Here is a 17,323-nt window from a genome sequence, read left to right as displayed (position 1 = left end):
TTGTAAATATAAAAAAAGTCCTTGCTTTCTCAGGACAAGGACTTTTATATTATTTTATTCTAAAATGCTTAAGCGTGCGGTTCTTCCTGTTTGAAAATTTTCGCAGTCAAGTACTCGCGGTTTAAACGCGCGATATTAGTTAATTTAATACCTACTGGACATTCAGCTTCACAAGCACCAGTATTGGTACAGTTACCGAATCCTTCAGCATCCATTTGATCTACCATTGCTTGTGCACGTTCGTAACGCTCAGTTTGACCTTGCGGTAATAATGCAAATTGAGATACTTTAGCGGATACGAATAACATTGCAGAAGCATTTTTACAAGCTGCAACACAAGCACCACAACCGATACAAGTAGCAGATTCGAAAGCTTCGTCAGCGATACGTTTCGGAATAGGAATGACATTGGCATCAGGGACACCACCTGTATTGATATTCACATATCCACCAGCTTGTTGAATGCGGTCAAAAGCAGTACGATCAACAGCAAGGTCTTTCAATACTGGGAATGCAGCAGCTCTCCAAGGCTCGATTACGATCGTTTGTCCATCGTGGAAGCTACGCATGTGCAATTGACATGTTGTTGTACCTTCTTTAGGACCATGAGGGCGACCGTTGATTACTAATGAACACATCCCGCAGATACCTTCACGACAGTCGTGATCGAAATATACAGGGTCTTCACCTTTACGTGTCAATTCCTCATTCACAATATCAAGCATCTCTAGGAAAGACATATCATCAGCGATGTCGTTTGCCTGATAAGTTACAAATTGACCTTTATCTTTATCATTTTTTGACGCCAAACTTTCAGCGTTAAATTCATATGTTGTGCCATGATAATTTTCCTTCTTATTTATAACTTCTTTGTGTTAACTGAACGTTTTCGAATACCAAGTCTTCCTTGTGTAATTCCTCAGGTACATTGTCTCCTTTGTATTCCCAAGCAGATACATACGCGAATTCCTCGTCATTACGTTTTGCTTCACCTTCTTCAGTTTGGCTTTCCAGACGGAAGTGACCACCACAAGACTCAGCGCGTTGTAATGCGTCAACAACCATTAATTCACCCAATTCCAAGAAGTCAGCTACACGGCCAGCTTTCTCTAAAGAAAGATTTAGTTCTTCATTCTCTCCAAGAACTCTAACATTAGTCCAGAATTCTTTTTCAACTCTTGGATCAAACCTTGTGCTTTCTGTAATCCTTCAGCAGTACGTGCCATTCCACAGTATTCCCACATGATGAGACCTAATTTTTGTGGATATCATCGACAGTTTGCGTACCGTTTAGAGATAACAATTTGTTGATTTTATCTTCAACCTCTTTACGCGTAGATTCGAAAGCAGGATGGTTGTGATCTACTGGTGCGAAAGAACCTAGTTTAGCTAAGTAATCACCTACAGTGTAAGGGATCACGAAATAACCATCAGCAAGACCTTGCATCAATGCCGAAGCACCTAAGCGGTTTGCACCGTGGTCAGAGAAGTTACACTCACCTAAAGCATACAAACCTGGGATTGTCGTCATCAAGTTGTAGTCAACCCATACACCACCCATTGTATAGTGAACAGCAGGGTAGATACGCATTGGTTGTTTGTAAGGGTTCTCGTCAGTGATTTGGTAGTACATGTCAAATAAGTTACCGTATTTAGCACGGACTGCATCTTCGCCTAGACGACCGATAGCTTCTTTAAAATCCAAGAATACGGCGAAGCCAGTTTTACCAACACCGCGACCATCATCAACAGCTTCTTTTGCATTACGTGATGCTACGTCACGAGGCACTAAGTTACCAAATGAAGGGTATTTACGTTCCAAGAAATAATCTCTGTCATCTTCTTTGATGTCGTTGGCTTTGATTTCACCTTTACGTAATCTTTCAGCCATTTCTTGAGTCTTAGGAACCCATACACGACCATCGTTACGTAATGACTCTGACATCAACGTCAATTTAGACTGGTGATCTCCAGTTACAGGAATACAAGTTGGGTGGATTTGAGTGTAACAAGGGTTAGCGAAGTAAGCACCACGTTTGTGCGCTCTCCAAGCTGCTGTAACGTTACATCCCATTGCATTTGTAGACAAGAAGAATACGTTACCATAACCACCAGTACACATCAATACAGCATGTGCTGCATGTGTTTCAACTTTACCTGATACGAGGTCACGAGTTACGATACCTTTGGCATGACCATCGATCATGACCAAATCCAACATCTCATGACGAGTATATGATTTTACTTTTCCTTTTTTGATTTGACGGTTCAATGCTGAATATGCACCTAACAACAATTGTTGTCCAGTTTGACCACGCGCATAGAACGTACGGCTTACCTGAGCACCACCGAAAGAACGGTTGTCCAATAAACCACCATATTCACGTGCAAAAGGAACACCTTGCGCAACACATTGGTCGATGATGTTTACAGATACTTCGGCCAAACGGTAAACGTTTGCTTCACGTGAACGGTAGTCACCACCTTTGATTGTATCGTAGAATAAACGGAACACAGAGTCACCGTCATTTTGGTAGCTCTTTGCCGCATTAATACCACCTTGCGCCGCAATTGAGTGCGCACGACGAGGTGAATCTTGGTAACAGAAGGTAATTACATTATATCCTAACTCAGCTAAAGATGCTGCTGCAGATGCACCAGCAAGTCCTGTACCAACAACGATAACGGTAAATTTACGTTTGTTAGCAGGGTTAACCAACTTAAGATTAAATTTATGATTTGACCACTTTTGGGCTAATGGGCCCGCTGGTACTTTTGAATCTAACATATCTCTTAATTTTATATTGATCGATAAGGCCTAAGCCCCATCTTAAAAGATTCTGAATTATTTAAAGAAGAAAAACAATGGCATTATTGCAAAGCCAATTGGAATTAATACCCCAAATACCCAAACTCCGATTGCTCTAATAATTCCAATATATCTTCTGTGGTTGAAACCTAAAGTTTGGAATGCAGATTGGAAACCATGAATTAAGTGGAATGCCAAAGCTGCCATCGCAACAAGATATAAAGCGACTAAAGCTACATTTTTGAAGGCAAAGTCAACTTGTTTGTACAAATCTCTTGCTTTTAAGATTTGAACGTTGTTTTCTACCGTTTCTTGGTAGTCGTGGAATTCAGAAGCTTGAAGTTCTCTAGCTGTTGTTTGTCCAGTTGCCAAATCAGTACGGTATTCGATGTACGGTACTTCATCATTGTGAAACTTCCACCAAAAATTAGACATGTGCGTAGCTAAGAATACTAAAATGACAGTACCTAAGATACCCATGTTACGTGAATTCCATTTACTGTTTGCTTGACCATCATATTTGGCATAACCAATAGGACGGGCGGCTTTGTTTTTCATCGACAATGTAATGGCGTAGATGACGTGAACGATGACCGAAGCGTACAATAAGTAAGAAACAACTTTGATTGGTGTAAAGTGAGTCATGAAATAAGCGTATTTGTTGAACGCTAGACCCGCATCATCTTTAAATAATTGCAAGTTACCAACCAAGTGAACAACTAGGAATAAACATAGGAAGATTCCTGTTAAGCTCATGATTAGCTTCTTCCCAATCGAAGAACTGAAAACTGGCTTTGATTTACTCATTATCCTTGTAATTTAATTTTAATTAGGCAAATCTACTATTTGCTATTAAATATGATACCATTTTGACAAGAAAAAGGAATAATTTAGAACGGTTCTAAAGTTTCTTAAAATAAAAAGTCCGTTTTGGATAAAAACGGACTTTTTAAAATATATATACTCGGGTTAATGTACTATAGAATACTGAATAATCTATAGCCTAAACCAATACTCCACATGTTGATTTTTGATTTGCCTGACTCTCATTGTTGACCTTGTTCAAGCCCATCTCGTAACGTACATCTACGCGTAAGCTTGAAATATCAGCACCGACACCAAATGCCCAAGCTGTGCCACTTTTCTTATAGTTATTTGGATTCAATTGGTCAATGACTTTGTCCTGTTTATCGTCTACTTTAAACGAGAAGATTGGACCAGTTTGAATTCTTGCTCCAATTGGACCTAAACCAAAACGTTTGCCCAATAATACAGGAACATCGACTGTAGTAAACTTAACATCAGTCGTTTCTCCATTTTCTGCTTTTACAGTCGTGTTTTTACCTGTTAAATAGACCTCCGGCTGAATATGGAATCCCAATACACCAACACGTCCATAAAGACCTGCTTGGTAACCTGCTTTTGTGTCCGAATTGAAATATTTGCCATCGCTTTTAAGCTTAGAAAAATTCAAGCCTCCTTTTAAACCGACCTCAAATCCAGGCAAAAGCTGCGCTTGAGCCGTTGCTACGCTACCACAAATCAAGAGTAATGCTGGTAAAATCTTTTTCATAATCTTTTATTTATGTATAAATTGTATCTTTAAAACAAACTTTCACAAGTTTGGTAAAGATATACAAATTTTATACCTAAATCATAGTTATGCTGAAAATTAACGAAGAACAATGGCAGGTTGCGAAAGAAAAACTCCGTCGCAAGTATAACCATCTAAGCGATGAGGATCTAGCTTTTCAAGCAGGCGAGGAAGACAAATTGATCCATAAGCTCTCTTCGCGTTTAAAACGCAAACCCTCTTATATTATATTTACAATTGGTAAAGAAATTCAGAACATCGATAGCAATAGATTATGAATGACACCATTAGTTGGGCGGATTTCGAAAAATTAGATTTACGTGTAGGAACTATTTTGGAGGTACAGGATTTTCCGAAAGCTAAAAAGCCAGCTTACCAATTGAAACTTGATTTTGGAAGTGAAATTGGAATATTGCAAAGTAGTGCCCAGATTACAGTACATTATAGTAAGGAAGAACTGATCGGGAAACAGGTTGTTGCAGTCGTGAATTTCCCAAAGAAGCAGATCGCTAATTTTTTTTTCTGAGTGTCTGGTGACTGGATTCGCTGATGCGAATGGTGATATTATTTTGACTTCTGTTGACAGAAAATTACCAAATGGATCGAAACTTAGTTAAGTTTGTGGCATGACATTTATAGATTTTGAAGGAACACAATTAATCGATAGCGATGAATCATTTATGCGCATGGCATTAAATGAAGCAAAGAAAGCTTTCGAAGAAGGAGAGGTTCCAATTGGTGCTGTTATCGTGCATAAAGGACGTATTATCGGTAAAGGGCATAATCTCACACAACGCTTGAATGATGTAACAGCTCATGCCGAAATGCAGGCCTTTACAGCAGCAGCAAATTATCTTGGCGGGAAATATCTGGACGATTGCACATTATATGTGACTATTGAACCTTGCATCATGTGTGCTGGGGCAGCATATTGGACACATATCAGTAAAATTGTCTACGGTGCGAAGGATGAAAAGCGCGGTTATTCCCATTTTCATGATAAGATTTTACATCCGAAGACCGTCGTTACGCAAGGTGTTTTGCAAGAAGAATGTGCCGATTTGGTAAAATCATTTTTTCGTCAAAAACGCTAACGAAATATTGAATTTATTGTAACACATAAAAACATAACAGGCTATATTGTGTTATATTTGTATATAAAAACGAAGTAATAAACATTTAAATTAAAATAGATATGGCATTTGAATTAGAAGCGTTACCATACGCAGCCGACGCATTAGAACCACATATTGACAAGACTACAATGGAAATCCACCATGACAGACACCATCAGGCATACGTGGACAACTTAAATAAAGCAATCGCAGGAACAGATGCAGAGAACTTATCTTTATTAGATATCATCAAGAATGTGAGCAAATATTCAGCAGCTGTTCGCAACAATGGTGGTGGTCATTTCAACCACTCTTTGTTTTGGAAAGTTTTAGGTCCAAATGCTGGTGGAGCTCCAACAGGTGAATTGGCAGATGCAATCAATGCAACTTTCGGTTCTTTTGATGAGTTAAAAAAACAACTTCAAGCTGCTGGTGCTACGCGTTTTGGATCAGGCTGGGCATGGTTGATCGTAGGAGCTGATGGTAAATTAGCGGTAACTTCTACGCCTAATCAAGACAATCCATTGATGGATGTTGCGGAAGTAAAAGGAACACCAGTTTTGGGTATTGACGTTTGGGAACATGCGTACTACTTGAAATTCCAAAATAAACGTCCAGCTTATTTGGAGGAAATCTTTAATGTTATCAATTGGGATGCAGTAGCACAAAATTACGCTGCCGCAAAATAATTGACCATTTTGATAGGTACAAATGGAAGCGACAATATGAATTTATTGTCGCTTCTTTGTTTTATGGGATACAGGGTCAAAACAGTAGGTGTTTTTGCAATTTGTTGCCGAATATATTAATCCGGATATATGAAGTATAGACTCTTAGACGAATCACTGACGATCAGGATCCCCTATCAATCCACAAAGTAATGATATGTCCATGAAAGATATTATTATAATTTTTGCAGTTATTTTTTTGTTGAGTTCTTGTCGAGCTCAAGAGCCGAAGGCCGCGAAATCGGACTTTTCTAAACTACCAGCAAAAAGTGTAGGGAGCTTGGATACGGCCACATTTGCTGCAGGTTGTTTTTGGTGTACTGAAGCACAGTTTAAGGAGTTGAAAGGGGTACAGAAAGTTGTTTCTGGCTATACAGGTGGATGGGTAGCCAATCCCAGCTATGCTCAGGTCTGTACAGGTAATACGGGGCATGCTGAGGCAACCAATATTATTTATGATCCGAAAGTGATCAGTTACGATAAATTATTGGAAGCCTTTTTTGTCGCGCATGACCCTACACAACTCAACCGTCAGGGGATGATGTAGGGACACAATACCGCTCAGCCATATTTGTCCATAGCAAGGAGCAGTTGGATAAAGTACAGTTTTATATCGCGGCTCTAAATAAGGAGAAAGTATACAACGAACCGATCGTAACAGAGGTGGTACCAGCAGCTGTCTTTTATCCCGCAGAGGACTATCATCAAGACTATTATAGGTTAAATGGGAAGGAACCATATTGTCAATTGGTTATTAAACCGAAATTGGAAAAATTTAAACGTATCTTTTCCAAGGTGCTCAAAGAGGGAGAGTAACTTTGGGTATTCATAAAATTTAAGGTAATTTTACTCATGTTGGCACCATTTAGTGTGGTGCTAATAAGTTGAAAAATAAATAATTGTAATATGTCTAAAGGATTTTTTACAGTTCCTGTTCCTGCAAATGAACCGGTGTATACTTACGCTGTCGGAACGAAAGAACGTAAGTTGTTGAAAGCAGCAATTGATGAAGCACGTTCGAAACAAATCGATATCCCAATGTATATTGGTGGTAAAGAAATAACTACTTCTAAAAAAGTAAACCTAGCTCCTCCACATGACCACCAACATATTTTAGGTCAATACAATCAAGGTGAGAAATCTCATGTAACAGATGCAATCAATGCTGCTTTGGCAGCTAAAAAGGATTGGGAAAATCTAGCATGGGAAGATCGTGCGGCGATATTCTTGAAAGCAGCTGAATTGATTTCAGGAAAATACCGTTATGAGTTAAATGCTGCGACAATGTTGGGTCAATCGAAGAACCCGTATCAAGCGGAAATTGACTCAGCTTGTGAGATTATAGATTTCTTGCGTTTCAACGTGCAATACATGAGCGAAATCTATAAGCAACAACCTCCTGTATCTGGAAAAGGTGTATGGAACCGTGTAGAACAACGTCCTCTAGAAGGCTTTGTGTTTGCATTGACGCCATTCAATTTTACAGCTATTGCAGGTAACTTACCTTCATGTGTTGCTATGATGGGAAATGTCGTTGTATGGAAACCATCTAATACGCAGATCTACTCAGCAAACGTACTGATGAAAATCTTCCGTGAAGCTGGACTTCCGGATGGTGTTATCAATTTAGTGTATGTTTCGGGACCAGATGCTGGTGATGTGATTTTCCAACACCCTGATTTCGCTGGTATCCACTTTACTGGTTCAACAGGTGTATTCCAAGATATCTGGAAAACTATCGGTGACAATATTCATCGTTATAAAACTTATCCACGTATCGTCGGTGAGACAGGCGGTAAAGATTTTATTGTTGTACACCCTTCAGCTGATCTAAAAGCGGCAAATACAGCTTTGGTTCGTGGAGCATTTGAATACCAAGGTCAAAAATGTTCAGCAGCCTCACGTGCATATATTCCTAAATCATTGTGGCCAGCATTGAAGGAGTCTATGACAACAGATGTGAAGTCATTTACAATTGGTGGAACTGAAGATTTTACAAATTTTTTCAATGCAGTTATCGACGAGAAATCATTTGATAAATTAGCGAAATACATCGACCGTGCGAAAGAATCCAACGAGGCTGACATCGTAGTTGGTGGTACTTATGATAAGTCTAAAGGCTATTTCATTCACCCAACGATCATTGAAGCTTCAAAACCGGATTACGAAACAATGGTTGAAGAATTGTTTGGTCCAGTATTGACCGTATACGTTTATGAAGACGCTAAGTTCGAAGAAACATTAGATATCGTTGATACAACTTCGATCTATGCATTGACTGGTTCAATTATCGCACAAGACCGCTATGCCATTAATTTAGCTACAGATAAATTAAGACATGCTGCGGGTAACTTCTATGTGAATGATAAATGTACTGGTGCTGTGGTAGGTCAACAACCATTTGGTGGTGCGAGAGGCTCAGGTACAAACGACAAAGCTGGATCTATGATCAACTTGTTGCGTTGGGTATCTCCACGTACAATCAAAGAAACGTTCAATCCGGATACGGATTACAGATACCCTTTCTTAGAAAAAGGCGAATAAAATAAATCGAATTATCTCCTGCACGGACGGTAGCCATAGCTTGGTTGCAAGCGCTATCGACGATAACGGATACATTCAACATAATAAAGGCACTCCGCTATGTGGAGTGCCTTTATTATTTTTTAAATTGTCCGAGTTCGGTTCCATCGTCTCGGGTCATTCGAATAGCCAGTGATTTGGCAGATCCCGAAATATCGATAATGGTCCTTTTTCCAGCTTTTGGACCACCGCCTATAAATACAGGATAATTGTGGTCTTTATCTGCCGGATAGTATCCATATTGATGTGTATGGCCCGAGACCATTGCATCTATTTTATATTTCTGAAACAAAGGGTGGAAGCATTCCCGGTTATGCAATGTGCCATGCCATTCATCTGAATGGAATATTGGGATATGGCTGATAACCACCGTATGTTGGGCAGACTTTCTTTCTTTAGATTGTAATACCGTTTCCAGCCACTTCGCCTGTTCTTTTCTGTAATTGTCGTAATCTACGGTGCCAGCATACACTTCATGGCTGTCTGGTTTATCCTCACCACTGTCCAGCATAATCCAAAAAATAGGTCCCCTTTTGAAAGCTTGATAGTATTTATTGTTGGGATAACCGAAATACCGTTTGAAATTGCGGGCAAAGGAACCTCTCGTTTCATGGTTCCCACGGTTCATAATGAAAGGTTTGCTTGTCGCAATGAATTCGATAGGCTTCAGTAGTTTTTCTGTAATGTCCTCCTGATTGCTCACATAATGAAAAGAGTCTCCATTCAAGACAAAGAAATCATAGATTGAGGTGTCTTGATTGGGTACAAGATCACGATAACTACTTTTTTCTTCATGGACATCATTATAGACCAGGCAACGAATTTGTTCTTGATTATTTTTTGCCAGCTTGGCCTCAAAGATTGGGGTTTCGATTTCTTGCGCATAGACAATCTTATAAGGATCGAATTTTTGAATTTCTTTTGCTTTGATGCGATAGCGGAATGATCGGGGAGCCTCTTCGACAGTAAAATGAAAGAAATCTGTATTTGCATTAATCATACCATCTTCGGATTGATGGATGGTTTGCTGTACATTACCTGCATTGTCAAGGATTTCCAACCAAGCTAGAGCAGGTTTGCTCAAGATCGTAAAGATGCTGATGCCTTTCTCTGTCTGATTCTGTAAATATGCAGGTACTATAAAACTAAAATCTCCTTCTAGATTTTCTGTCTCTTTTTCTTTAGCGACGCTGATATTGGGTAATGTAATTCCGGCCAGTGCTAGCGCTTCTAAAAATCTTCTTCTATTAAAATTCATAATGGGTTATTTAATTTCGATTTCAACATATAATGGTCGATGGTCGCTCGCATACTTTTCTTCAAGGACATGATGGTTGAAGAATTTTGGATGTGATGACGTATTGACCATAATATAGTCTATTTCGGTATTAGGCTTATCTTGTGGAAAGGTTAGGCCATTTTGGCTAGTCGTTTTTGTAAATAACATACCAAGCTCTTTGATTGCAGGATCAGTGGGTTCGGAGTTTAAATCGCCGACGAGAATCGTTGGTAGCTTTTCATTTTTGAAACGGGATGTAATGAACTTTGCCTGTGCGATTTTGTTTTTGTCTTTTAGGTCCAGGTGGGTGTTCGCAAATAAGATCTTCTTATTGTTGACCCGCACTTCAACAATGGATAAGCTTCGACGTTCACTTTCGACGGGAGAAGGTAGAAAATGTTTTTCTACACGTTCTATCGGATGTTTCGATAATATTGCTGTGCCATATTCACCTTTTTCAAGGTCTATTCCTTTTGAAAAAATGTAGTGCATTCCTGTTAGCTCAGCTAATCTTTTGGCTTGATCCTCGTTGTAGGAGCGCCCTAGGTTGACATCAATTTCTTGCAATCCGACTAGGTCTGCATTACTGTTTTTAATAATTTGGGCGATGGTATCGAGATTGACAACAGATTCCTTTTCTGAGGGTGGATTCCCATGATGAATATTGAAGGAAAGTACGCGGATTTTTTTGTGCACTGAGATGGAATACTGATCCAAAAAGGATCAAAAGAAATGCAATTAGCTTACGGTTCATTTTTCAAAGTTAAGTTTAGAATGAAGTCAGCGATTTATGTTCGCTCCGCTAAAAATACTAAAATCTTAGGGTACAAACTCAAAACTTTGGACATGTAACAAAATAATCATTTAAACAAAATAAAAATAGCCATCCCAAAAGGATGGCTACCTACATTATACTAATTTTTACAGCAACTAGTCTTCATTTTCCTCTACATGAAGCATCGGATCTTCTCCTGTTACTTCAGTACGGATTTTTGCCTCAAGTTCATCCATTAGATCTGGATTGTCAAACAATAGGGCTTTTACAGCATCTCTACCTTGTCCTAATTTGGTTTCACCATAGCTAAACCAAGAACCCGCTTTTTTGATGATGCCATATTCAACACCTAAGTCAATGATTTCACCGACTTTTGAGATACCTTCACCAAAGATGATATCAAACTCCGCGATACGGAATGGAGGTGCTACTTTATTTTTTACAATTTTCACTTTTACACGGTTACCAGATACCTCGTCAGAATCTTTAATCTGTGATGTACGACGGATATCCAAACGTACAGAAGCATAGAACTTCAATGCGTTACCACCAGTTGTTGTTTCTGGGTTACCGAACATCACACCAATTTTTTCACGTAATTGGTTGATGAAAATACAACAACAGTTTGTTTTGGAAATTGTTCCGGTCAATTTACGTAATGCTTGAGACATTAAACGGGCTTGAAGACCCATTTTTGAATCACCCATTTCACCTTCAATCTCACCTTTAGGTACTAATGCAGCTACAGAGTCAATGACGATAACATCAATGGCACCTGAGCGAATTAAATTGTCTGCAATTTCTAAACCTTGTTCACCATTATCTGGCTGAGAAATTAATAGGTTCTCAACATCAACACCAAGCTTTTGTGCATAATATTTGTCAAAAGCGTGTTCCGCATCAATAATTGCTGCAATACCACCTTTTTCTGTGCTTCAGCGACAATGTGTGTTGCTAATGTCGTTTTACCCGAAGATTCAGGTCCATATATTTCAATGATACGTCCTTTTGGAACACCGCCAATTCCCAAAGCAATATCCAATCCTAAGGATCCTGTAGAAATCGCCTCGATAGGCTCAACAGCTGTATCTCCTAATTTCATAATCGAACCTTTTCCAAAGCTCTTTTCCAATTTATCTAACGTCAGCTGTAACGCTTTTAACTTATCTGTGTTGCTCATATTTTTAGTATATATTTATCAAAATTAAAAATAAAAATAATAAACCAAATATTTTCACTAAAAAAATTAGTTTTTTATTTCTGTCGCGCTTGGAGCACTCTTTATGTGATGGGTTTTCTCAAAGTATTTACACATGTAGGTAATCGGGCATTTTTCGCAGAGTGGTTTTCGGGCTAGACAAATATATCGTCCATGTAAGATCAACCAATGGTGCGCAACAGCAATGGTTTCTTTCGGGAGATTTTTGACTAATTGTTTCTCTACAGCCAATGGCGTTGTTGCACGGTAGGTTAAGCCAAGTCGGTTAGCCACACGGAATACATGGGTATCGACGGCCATCGCAGGGTTATGATATACCACAGACGAAATGACATTGGCCGTTTTTCTACCTACGCCAGGGAGCTTGACCAAATCTTCAATCTGCTCAGGCACGATATTGTTAAATTTTTCAATAAGCATTCGTGCCATTCCTACCAGATGCTTGGCTTTGTTATTGGGATAGCTTACCGAGCGGATATAACTAAATACTTCATCGACGCTAGAAGCTGCTAAAGTATGTGCATCCGGGTAACGTTCAAATAGCTTTGGCGTAACCTGATTAATTCTCTTGTCTGTGCATTGGGCAGATAGGATAACAGCCACAAGTAATTCATAAGGATTACTATAGTCGAGCTCTGTCTGCGCATCGGGATTATTTTTGGAGAAATATTCCACAAAAGCCTTGTATCGTTCTTGTTTTAACATCATTCCAAAACTAGCCAAAATTTCCATTAAAAAAGAAAACTTGCAGCTTACTCAGTGCTTATCAAATTTATTTTTTACAGTATAAATAGATTGTGATAGTCGTTTGCATAACGAGAGGCCCATCGCTTGTTTTAGGAGTGCTGAGACATTATTTGTCGACTTGGCGCAGGGCGTTTGTATTCCAATAAATAAGGCCTAATCTCAAGATTAGGCCTTTCTTTTTTCCATTTGTTTGGAATATGTCATGATATTCGCAATACATTTCTTGCTTGGATTAAGCAACATTTTGGGTAATTGAAGCTTCAATTCATTTTCTATATCCTCATCAGTCATTACCTTTTCGTTTTGGGTTAGTAAATTTTGAACTTCGTTTTCTGATTGGGTAAAGTTTTCTACCATAAGCATCTTAAGTTTTGTCCCTGTAAGTTAATTAATTAAACGGACAAAAGATGATTTTGGTATACAAAAAATGAGAATATTATTTATTTTTTTCTTTTTACTACTAAATTCTTCGGCCTTTATGATGGCGTTATATGCATTGACAATCCCTCCAGTTACAGAAATATCCGCAAATCTGACTGTTTTTGTAGCCTCTTCACTAATTTTTACCTGGACCGTTTGTTCCGGTTTTACAACAGATTCTAGAATGATCTGCTTGGTTTCTGCTGCAGAAAGGTTGGGGTAATATGATCGTATCATAGCTGCTAGTCCCGCAACGACAGGGGCAGCCATACTCGTACCTTGTTCTTCTTTATATTTTGAATCTGGAATAGTGGAATTAATCCGAACCCCGGGAGCAAAAACATCAACTGTTTTTTTGCCATAATTGGAAAAATCTGCCAGAAGTTCGTTGTCCGGGTGTAAACCACTTGCGCCAACAGTGATCCAGTTATTTGCTATTCCTGTGGTGTCCCCTTCGCATTCGTATAGTATTTCATTGGAAAATTGGGTTCCACATCATTATCCTCACTATCATTTCCAGCAGCATGTACCAGTAAGACATCTTTGGATTCAGCGTACTTAACAGCATCATCCACGGTTTGCTTGTTGTGTGAATAGCTTTTTCCGAAGCTCATGTTGAGCACTTTCGCTCCATTATCTACTGCATAACGGATCGCATTTGCGACATCTTTGTCCCGTTCATCGCCATCCGGTACTAAGCGTACTGTCAGTATCTTGACATTGTCTGCAACACCGTTTATACCAATATTATTGTTGCGTTTAGCAGCGATGATACCCGCAACATGGCTTCCATGGAGCGCGTCAGGTCCCTTTACATCCGCATTTCCGTAATGACGTTCAGAAGCATCCTCGTAATTGTCGCCAATAATGGGACGGGAGTCATACTCTTTATTTAAATGGTAGTCAACTTGATTGTTGAAATACTTCGCCCCCTCGGTGATATCATCAAAAAATTTGACAAAGCCATTCGTTTGAATTTCGTCTTTTGCATAACCAAGAGCAATACGTTGATTGTTCGATTTTGGGTTGAAATTCTCTAGATCGGCCAATGTGATTTCCTCTGGTTTTTTACCTATTTCACGAACGACGGCGTCCAAGTTGCGTTTAAGGGCATCATAGGAAAATTGGCCCATTTTGGCTTCTTCGAGCTTATTCTTGTATTTTGCCACCATTTCTTGATACACCAAAAAGCCTTTCTGTCTGCTTCATTCAACTCAGTGGTTGGGGTGACATGGGCGAATTTTTTATCTAAAATCCGCAATTGCCTTGTTAATTCCAGATTGTCAAATTGAACATCTTTTCCATCGGCGTTTCCAATAAAGTTCCAGCCATATTTGTCATTGATATAGCCATTACCATCAGCATCTTTCCCATTGGAAACACTGTCTTTTGTATTGATCCAAACGACATCCTTCAGATCTTCGTGGAAAACATCCACACCACCGTCTAATACACCGACAATAACGGGTGTTGATTTTTTCCCTTTAATAAAGTTTTATACGCTTTCTCCGTACTGATACCCATTACACCATCCGTGTTGTAATCTAAGTTATACCAATTCAGAGGAACAGCCTCAGCCTGAGCAAACGAGGTCATCGGCAAAGCACCCAAGGCAATCAGATATAGTGATTTCTTTAAATTCATAAAATTTTCTCCTAGCACAGTAGCAAATATAGTATTATTGGCCCTGTTGAATTGTTAATTTTATTAAAAGTGACTTTTTATGTAGATAATGAAGGAGACAGAATAGATCGGCTTATAATATATTTCAAAATGAAGGGGATATTACAGTCAATCTATTCCTGTTTATATATTTTTGCTATTTCTCTAGAAATGCATTAAATTCAATGTTCTGGGGGATGGAATAGCAAAGTACAGGTCGTATTTGTTTTTATTCAAAAAAGAGATTTAGCGCATTCATATTAATATATGCAACATAACAAAATATACAGTGGCCCGAAGTTTCGGCCCCGATAGCAGCAGCACATCCACGCAAAAGACAAATTCATGGAGATACTGTCATTGACGATTATTACTGGATGATTGACTATTTCAAAAAGGACAACGATCAGCAGAAGTTATCGACTATCTGACTGCGGAGAATACCTATACTGCCGCGATGTTAAAGGAGACAGAATCTTTTCAGGAAGATTTATTCCGGGAGATGAAATCCCGTATCAAGGAAACAGATGAGTCGGTACCCTATTTTAAAAATGGTTACTATTATTACAGTAGAACAGAGGAAGGTAATCAATATTTCAAATTTTGCCGGAAGAAAGGGACCTTGGATGCTGACGAAGAGCTATTATTGGATATTGATCATCTCGCAGAAGGTTATGCCTATTATGCAGCAAAAGGCTTTTCGATCAGTCCTGACAATCGCTTGTTGGCTTTTAGTGTGGATACGGTTTCCCGAAGGGAATACACGGTATATATCAAGAATCTAGAGACAGGTGAGATCTACCCCGATCGGATCGTTAATACCGAAGGTGCTGCAATTTGGGGAATGATAACCAGACCCTGTTTTATACAGCCAAGAACCCAGTAACATTACTGAGTGAAAAAATTATGCGGCATACACTGGGAACCGATGTTTCCACAGATGTGTCTGTGTATGAGGAAAAAGATAACACAAATTATATCGCAGTTGGTAAATCAAAAAATGGTAAATACATTATTATCAGTTCGGAAGGTACCCTGTCCTCCGAAATATGGTTGTTGGATGCCGATCTTCCCAATAATGATTTTAAGGTGTTTCAACCACGCCGAAACGATGTGCTTTATACCGTAGTTCCTTTGCAGGATCGTTTTTTAATATTGACGAATGATGACGCGATTAATTTCCGAATTATGCAATGTCCATTGGACAAAACAGATCGGGAACATTGGACCACATTTATAGACCATCGGCCAGATGTCCTCGTAAGCGATATTGAGGAATTCAGGTCATTTTTGGCAATAGCTGAACGAAAAGATGGATTGACACAGTTGGCAATTTATGACCTGAACAGCCAAGAGCAGCATTATCTGGATTTTGGAGAGGTGGCCTATACAGTATATCCAGGGATAAATGTTGAATATAATTCCGAAAAATTGCGTTACGGATATACTTCATTGGTAACACCTAGTTCCGTATATGAGTATAATATGGGGATCGCAGCAAAACATTGCTGAAACAACAGGAAGTTTTGGGCGGCTATGACCAGAATGCCTATAAGACTGAACGTATCTACGCCGTGGCGAGGGATGGAGTAAGGGTGCCTATTTCTCTTGTTTATAAGGAGGGAACTCAATTAGATGGCACGGCTCCTTTATTGCAATATGCCTATGGTTCTTATGGAGCCTCTATGGATCCCAGTTTTCCAGCAATCGCTTGAGTTTATTGGATCGCGGTTTTATATATGCATTGGCACATATCCGTGGTGGCGAAGAAATGGGGCGTCAGTGGTATGAGGATGGGAAGATGATGCATAAAATGAATACTTTTTATGATTTTGTGGATTGTGGGAAGTATCTTATTGAACAGCGTTATACATCGCCAGACCACCTTTATGCGCAAGGAGGCAGTGCTGGAGGACTTCTGATGGGCGTAGTTGCAAATATTGCAGCGGCGCAATATCAGGGGATTATAGCACAGGTGCCATTTGTGGATGTTGTGAATACGATGTTGGATGAGACAATACCATTAACAACAAATGAGTATGATGAATGGGGTAACCCAAATGAATCCGATGCTTATTTTTATATGAAAAATTATTCACCTTATGAGAATGTCGAACCGCAAGAATATCCAAATCTACTGGTTACAACGGGATTGCACGATAGTCAGGTTCAATATTTTGAGCCCGCCAAATGGGTTGCGAAATTACGGACGGTCAAAACTGGGGATTCCGTTTTACTCTTGAAGACGGATATGGATTATGGACATGGAGGTGCCTCGGGCAGATTTGACTATCTGAAAGAAATTGCGATGGAATATGCCTTTCTGTTTAAACTGGAAGGGATCAACCACTAAAATAGAATATGATGACAACAATAAAAAAGCGGCTTTTGC

Annotated in this window: 16 protein-coding genes and 6 pseudogenes; 9 read left to right on the top strand and 13 right to left on the bottom strand. The window is 39.2% G+C overall.

The window, feature by feature from the left end; genetic code table 11:
- Positions 1 to 68: 68 nt before the first annotated feature.
- The 4 genes and pseudogenes from KUH03_RS15225 to KUH03_RS15210 all read right to left on the bottom strand — a co-directional run bounded on the left by KUH03_RS15225 (position 69) and on the right by KUH03_RS15210 (position 4,382).
- A pseudogene (locus tag KUH03_RS15225) lies at positions 69 to 841 on the bottom strand (succinate dehydrogenase/fumarate reductase iron-sulfur subunit).
- Positions 842 to 855: 14 nt separating this feature from the next.
- Positions 856 to 2,788, bottom strand: a pseudogene (locus tag KUH03_RS15220) (fumarate reductase/succinate dehydrogenase flavoprotein subunit).
- 57 nt (positions 2,789 to 2,845) lie between these two features.
- Positions 2,846 to 3,616, bottom strand: a complete 771-nt coding sequence (locus KUH03_RS15215; protein ID WP_257094527.1) for a succinate dehydrogenase cytochrome b subunit — start codon at positions 3,614 to 3,616, stop codon at positions 2,846 to 2,848.
- 196 nt (positions 3,617 to 3,812) lie between these two features.
- Positions 3,813 to 4,382 carry a porin family protein gene (locus tag KUH03_RS15210; RefSeq protein ID WP_257094525.1) on the bottom strand — a complete coding sequence of 190 codons (570 nt, stop codon included), beginning with the start codon at positions 4,380 to 4,382 and terminating at the stop codon, positions 3,813 to 3,815.
- Between the two features lie 89 nt (positions 4,383 to 4,471).
- On the opposite strand from KUH03_RS15210, the gene KUH03_RS15205 reads away from it, so the two are divergent.
- The 6 genes and pseudogenes from KUH03_RS15205 (at position 4,472) to pruA (ending at position 8,790) form a co-directional block, all read left to right on the top strand.
- Complete coding sequence (locus KUH03_RS15205; RefSeq protein ID WP_257094523.1) at positions 4,472 to 4,681, top strand: hypothetical protein; 210 nt, start codon at positions 4,472 to 4,474, stop codon at positions 4,679 to 4,681.
- A pseudogene (locus tag KUH03_RS15200) lies at positions 4,678 to 5,020 on the top strand (tRNA-binding protein). Before KUH03_RS15205 ends, KUH03_RS15200 begins: the two are co-directional and overlap by 4 nt.
- Positions 5,021 to 5,029: 9 nt before the next feature.
- Positions 5,030 to 5,497, top strand: coding sequence for a nucleoside deaminase (locus tag KUH03_RS15195; protein WP_108636169.1), 468 nt, complete (start codon positions 5,030 to 5,032; stop codon positions 5,495 to 5,497).
- A gap of 101 nt (positions 5,498 to 5,598) precedes the next feature.
- Complete coding sequence (locus KUH03_RS15190; protein WP_257094520.1) at positions 5,599 to 6,207, top strand: superoxide dismutase; 609 nt, start codon at positions 5,599 to 5,601, stop codon at positions 6,205 to 6,207.
- Positions 6,208 to 6,403: 196 nt separating this feature from the next.
- A pseudogene (gene msrA, locus KUH03_RS48655) lies at positions 6,404 to 7,062 on the top strand (peptide-methionine (S)-S-oxide reductase MsrA).
- Positions 7,063 to 7,152: 90 nt separating this feature from the next.
- Positions 7,153 to 8,790: an L-glutamate gamma-semialdehyde dehydrogenase gene (pruA, locus tag KUH03_RS15175; protein ID WP_120261700.1), complete on the top strand. Its 1,638-nt coding sequence runs from the start codon at positions 7,153 to 7,155 to the stop codon at positions 8,788 to 8,790.
- Between the two features lie 115 nt (positions 8,791 to 8,905).
- Here the strand turns inward: pruA and KUH03_RS15170 are convergent, their stop codons facing one another.
- The 9 genes and pseudogenes from KUH03_RS15170 to KUH03_RS45985 all read right to left on the bottom strand — a co-directional run bounded on the left by KUH03_RS15170 (position 8,906) and on the right by KUH03_RS45985 (position 14,931).
- Complete coding sequence (locus KUH03_RS15170; RefSeq protein ID WP_120261699.1) at positions 8,906 to 10,087, bottom strand: metallophosphoesterase; 1,182 nt, start codon at positions 10,085 to 10,087, stop codon at positions 8,906 to 8,908.
- A gap of 6 nt (positions 10,088 to 10,093) precedes the next feature.
- Positions 10,094 to 10,804: an endonuclease/exonuclease/phosphatase family protein gene (locus tag KUH03_RS15165; RefSeq protein WP_257094517.1), complete on the bottom strand. Its 711-nt coding sequence runs from the start codon at positions 10,802 to 10,804 to the stop codon at positions 10,094 to 10,096.
- Between the two features lie 234 nt (positions 10,805 to 11,038).
- Positions 11,039 to 12,063: pseudogene (gene recA, locus KUH03_RS15160) on the bottom strand (recombinase RecA).
- Between the two features lie 66 nt (positions 12,064 to 12,129).
- On the bottom strand, positions 12,130 to 12,807 hold the full coding sequence (gene nth / locus KUH03_RS15155; protein ID WP_257096991.1) for an endonuclease III: 678 nt from the start codon (positions 12,805 to 12,807) through the stop codon (positions 12,130 to 12,132).
- A 207-nt stretch (positions 12,808 to 13,014) separates the two neighbouring features.
- A complete protein-coding gene (locus KUH03_RS15150; RefSeq protein ID WP_257094515.1) occupies positions 13,015 to 13,212 on the bottom strand; it encodes a hypothetical protein in 198 nt (65 codons plus the stop codon).
- A 21-nt stretch (positions 13,213 to 13,233) separates the two neighbouring features.
- Positions 13,234 to 13,692, bottom strand: a complete 459-nt coding sequence (locus KUH03_RS46000) for a S8 family serine peptidase (RefSeq protein WP_373564816.1) — start codon at positions 13,690 to 13,692, stop codon at positions 13,234 to 13,236.
- Positions 13,693 to 13,703: 11 nt separating this feature from the next.
- Positions 13,704 to 14,402: a S8 family serine peptidase gene (locus KUH03_RS45995; RefSeq protein WP_306429600.1), complete on the bottom strand. Its 699-nt coding sequence runs from the start codon at positions 14,400 to 14,402 to the stop codon at positions 13,704 to 13,706.
- A complete protein-coding gene (locus KUH03_RS45990) occupies positions 14,342 to 14,707 on the bottom strand; it encodes a hypothetical protein (RefSeq protein ID WP_306429599.1) in 366 nt (121 codons plus the stop codon). The genes KUH03_RS45995 and KUH03_RS45990 overlap by 61 nt, the downstream gene beginning before the upstream one ends.
- Before the next feature lie 8 nt (positions 14,708 to 14,715).
- Positions 14,716 to 14,931, bottom strand: a complete 216-nt coding sequence (locus KUH03_RS45985; protein WP_306429598.1) for a hypothetical protein — start codon at positions 14,929 to 14,931, stop codon at positions 14,716 to 14,718.
- A gap of 457 nt (positions 14,932 to 15,388) precedes the next feature.
- On the opposite strand from KUH03_RS45985, the pseudogene KUH03_RS15140 reads away from it, so the two are divergent.
- The 3 genes and pseudogenes from KUH03_RS15140 (at position 15,389) to KUH03_RS15130 (ending at position 17,284) form a co-directional block, all read left to right on the top strand.
- Positions 15,389 to 16,443, top strand: a pseudogene (locus tag KUH03_RS15140) (hypothetical protein).
- Positions 16,437 to 16,646 (top strand): hypothetical protein, encoded by a 210-nt coding sequence (locus KUH03_RS15135; RefSeq protein WP_257094513.1) that lies wholly within the window; start codon positions 16,437 to 16,439, stop codon positions 16,644 to 16,646. Before KUH03_RS15140 ends, KUH03_RS15135 begins: the two are co-directional and overlap by 7 nt.
- Entirely contained in the window at positions 16,643 to 17,284 is a 642-nt protein-coding gene (locus KUH03_RS15130) for a prolyl oligopeptidase family serine peptidase (protein WP_257094511.1), read from the top strand. The genes KUH03_RS15135 and KUH03_RS15130 overlap by 4 nt, the downstream gene beginning before the upstream one ends.
- Positions 17,285 to 17,323: the final 39 nt, after the last annotated feature.

Source organism: Sphingobacterium sp. E70 (assembly GCF_019285695.1).
In the GTDB taxonomy this organism is placed as follows: domain Bacteria; phylum Bacteroidota; class Bacteroidia; order Sphingobacteriales; family Sphingobacteriaceae; genus Sphingobacterium; species Sphingobacterium detergens.
The sequence above is the reverse complement of the archived record's forward strand: the minus strand, read 5'-3'. Positions and strand labels throughout refer to the sequence as shown.

Bases quoted from the DNA above. Each gene is read 5' to 3' on its own strand.
- KUH03_RS15215 (WP_257094527.1), bottom strand. From the start codon at position 3,616: ATGAGTAAATCAAAGCCAGTTTTCAGTTCTTCGATTGGGAAGAAGCTA.
- KUH03_RS15210 (WP_257094525.1), bottom strand. From the start codon at position 4,382: ATGAAAAAGATTTTACCAGCATTACTCTTGATTTGTGGTAGCGTAGCA.
- KUH03_RS15205 (WP_257094523.1), top strand. From the start codon at position 4,472: ATGCTGAAAATTAACGAAGAACAATGGCAGGTTGCGAAAGAAAAACTC.
- KUH03_RS15195 (WP_108636169.1), top strand. From the start codon at position 5,030: ATGACATTTATAGATTTTGAAGGAACACAATTAATCGATAGCGATGAA.
- KUH03_RS15190 (WP_257094520.1), top strand. From the start codon at position 5,599: ATGGCATTTGAATTAGAAGCGTTACCATACGCAGCCGACGCATTAGAA.
- pruA (WP_120261700.1), top strand. From the start codon at position 7,153: ATGTCTAAAGGATTTTTTACAGTTCCTGTTCCTGCAAATGAACCGGTG.
- KUH03_RS15170 (WP_120261699.1), bottom strand. From the start codon at position 10,087: ATGAATTTTAATAGAAGAAGATTTTTAGAAGCGCTAGCACTGGCCGGA.
- nth (WP_257096991.1), bottom strand. From the start codon at position 12,807: ATGTTAAAACAAGAACGATACAAGGCTTTTGTGGAATATTTCTCCAAA.
- KUH03_RS15150 (WP_257094515.1), bottom strand. From the start codon at position 13,212: ATGCTTATGGTAGAAAACTTTACCCAATCAGAAAACGAAGTTCAAAAT.
- KUH03_RS45995 (WP_306429600.1), bottom strand. From the start codon at position 14,402: ATGGGCCAATTTTCCTATGATGCCCTTAAACGCAACTTGGACGCCGTC.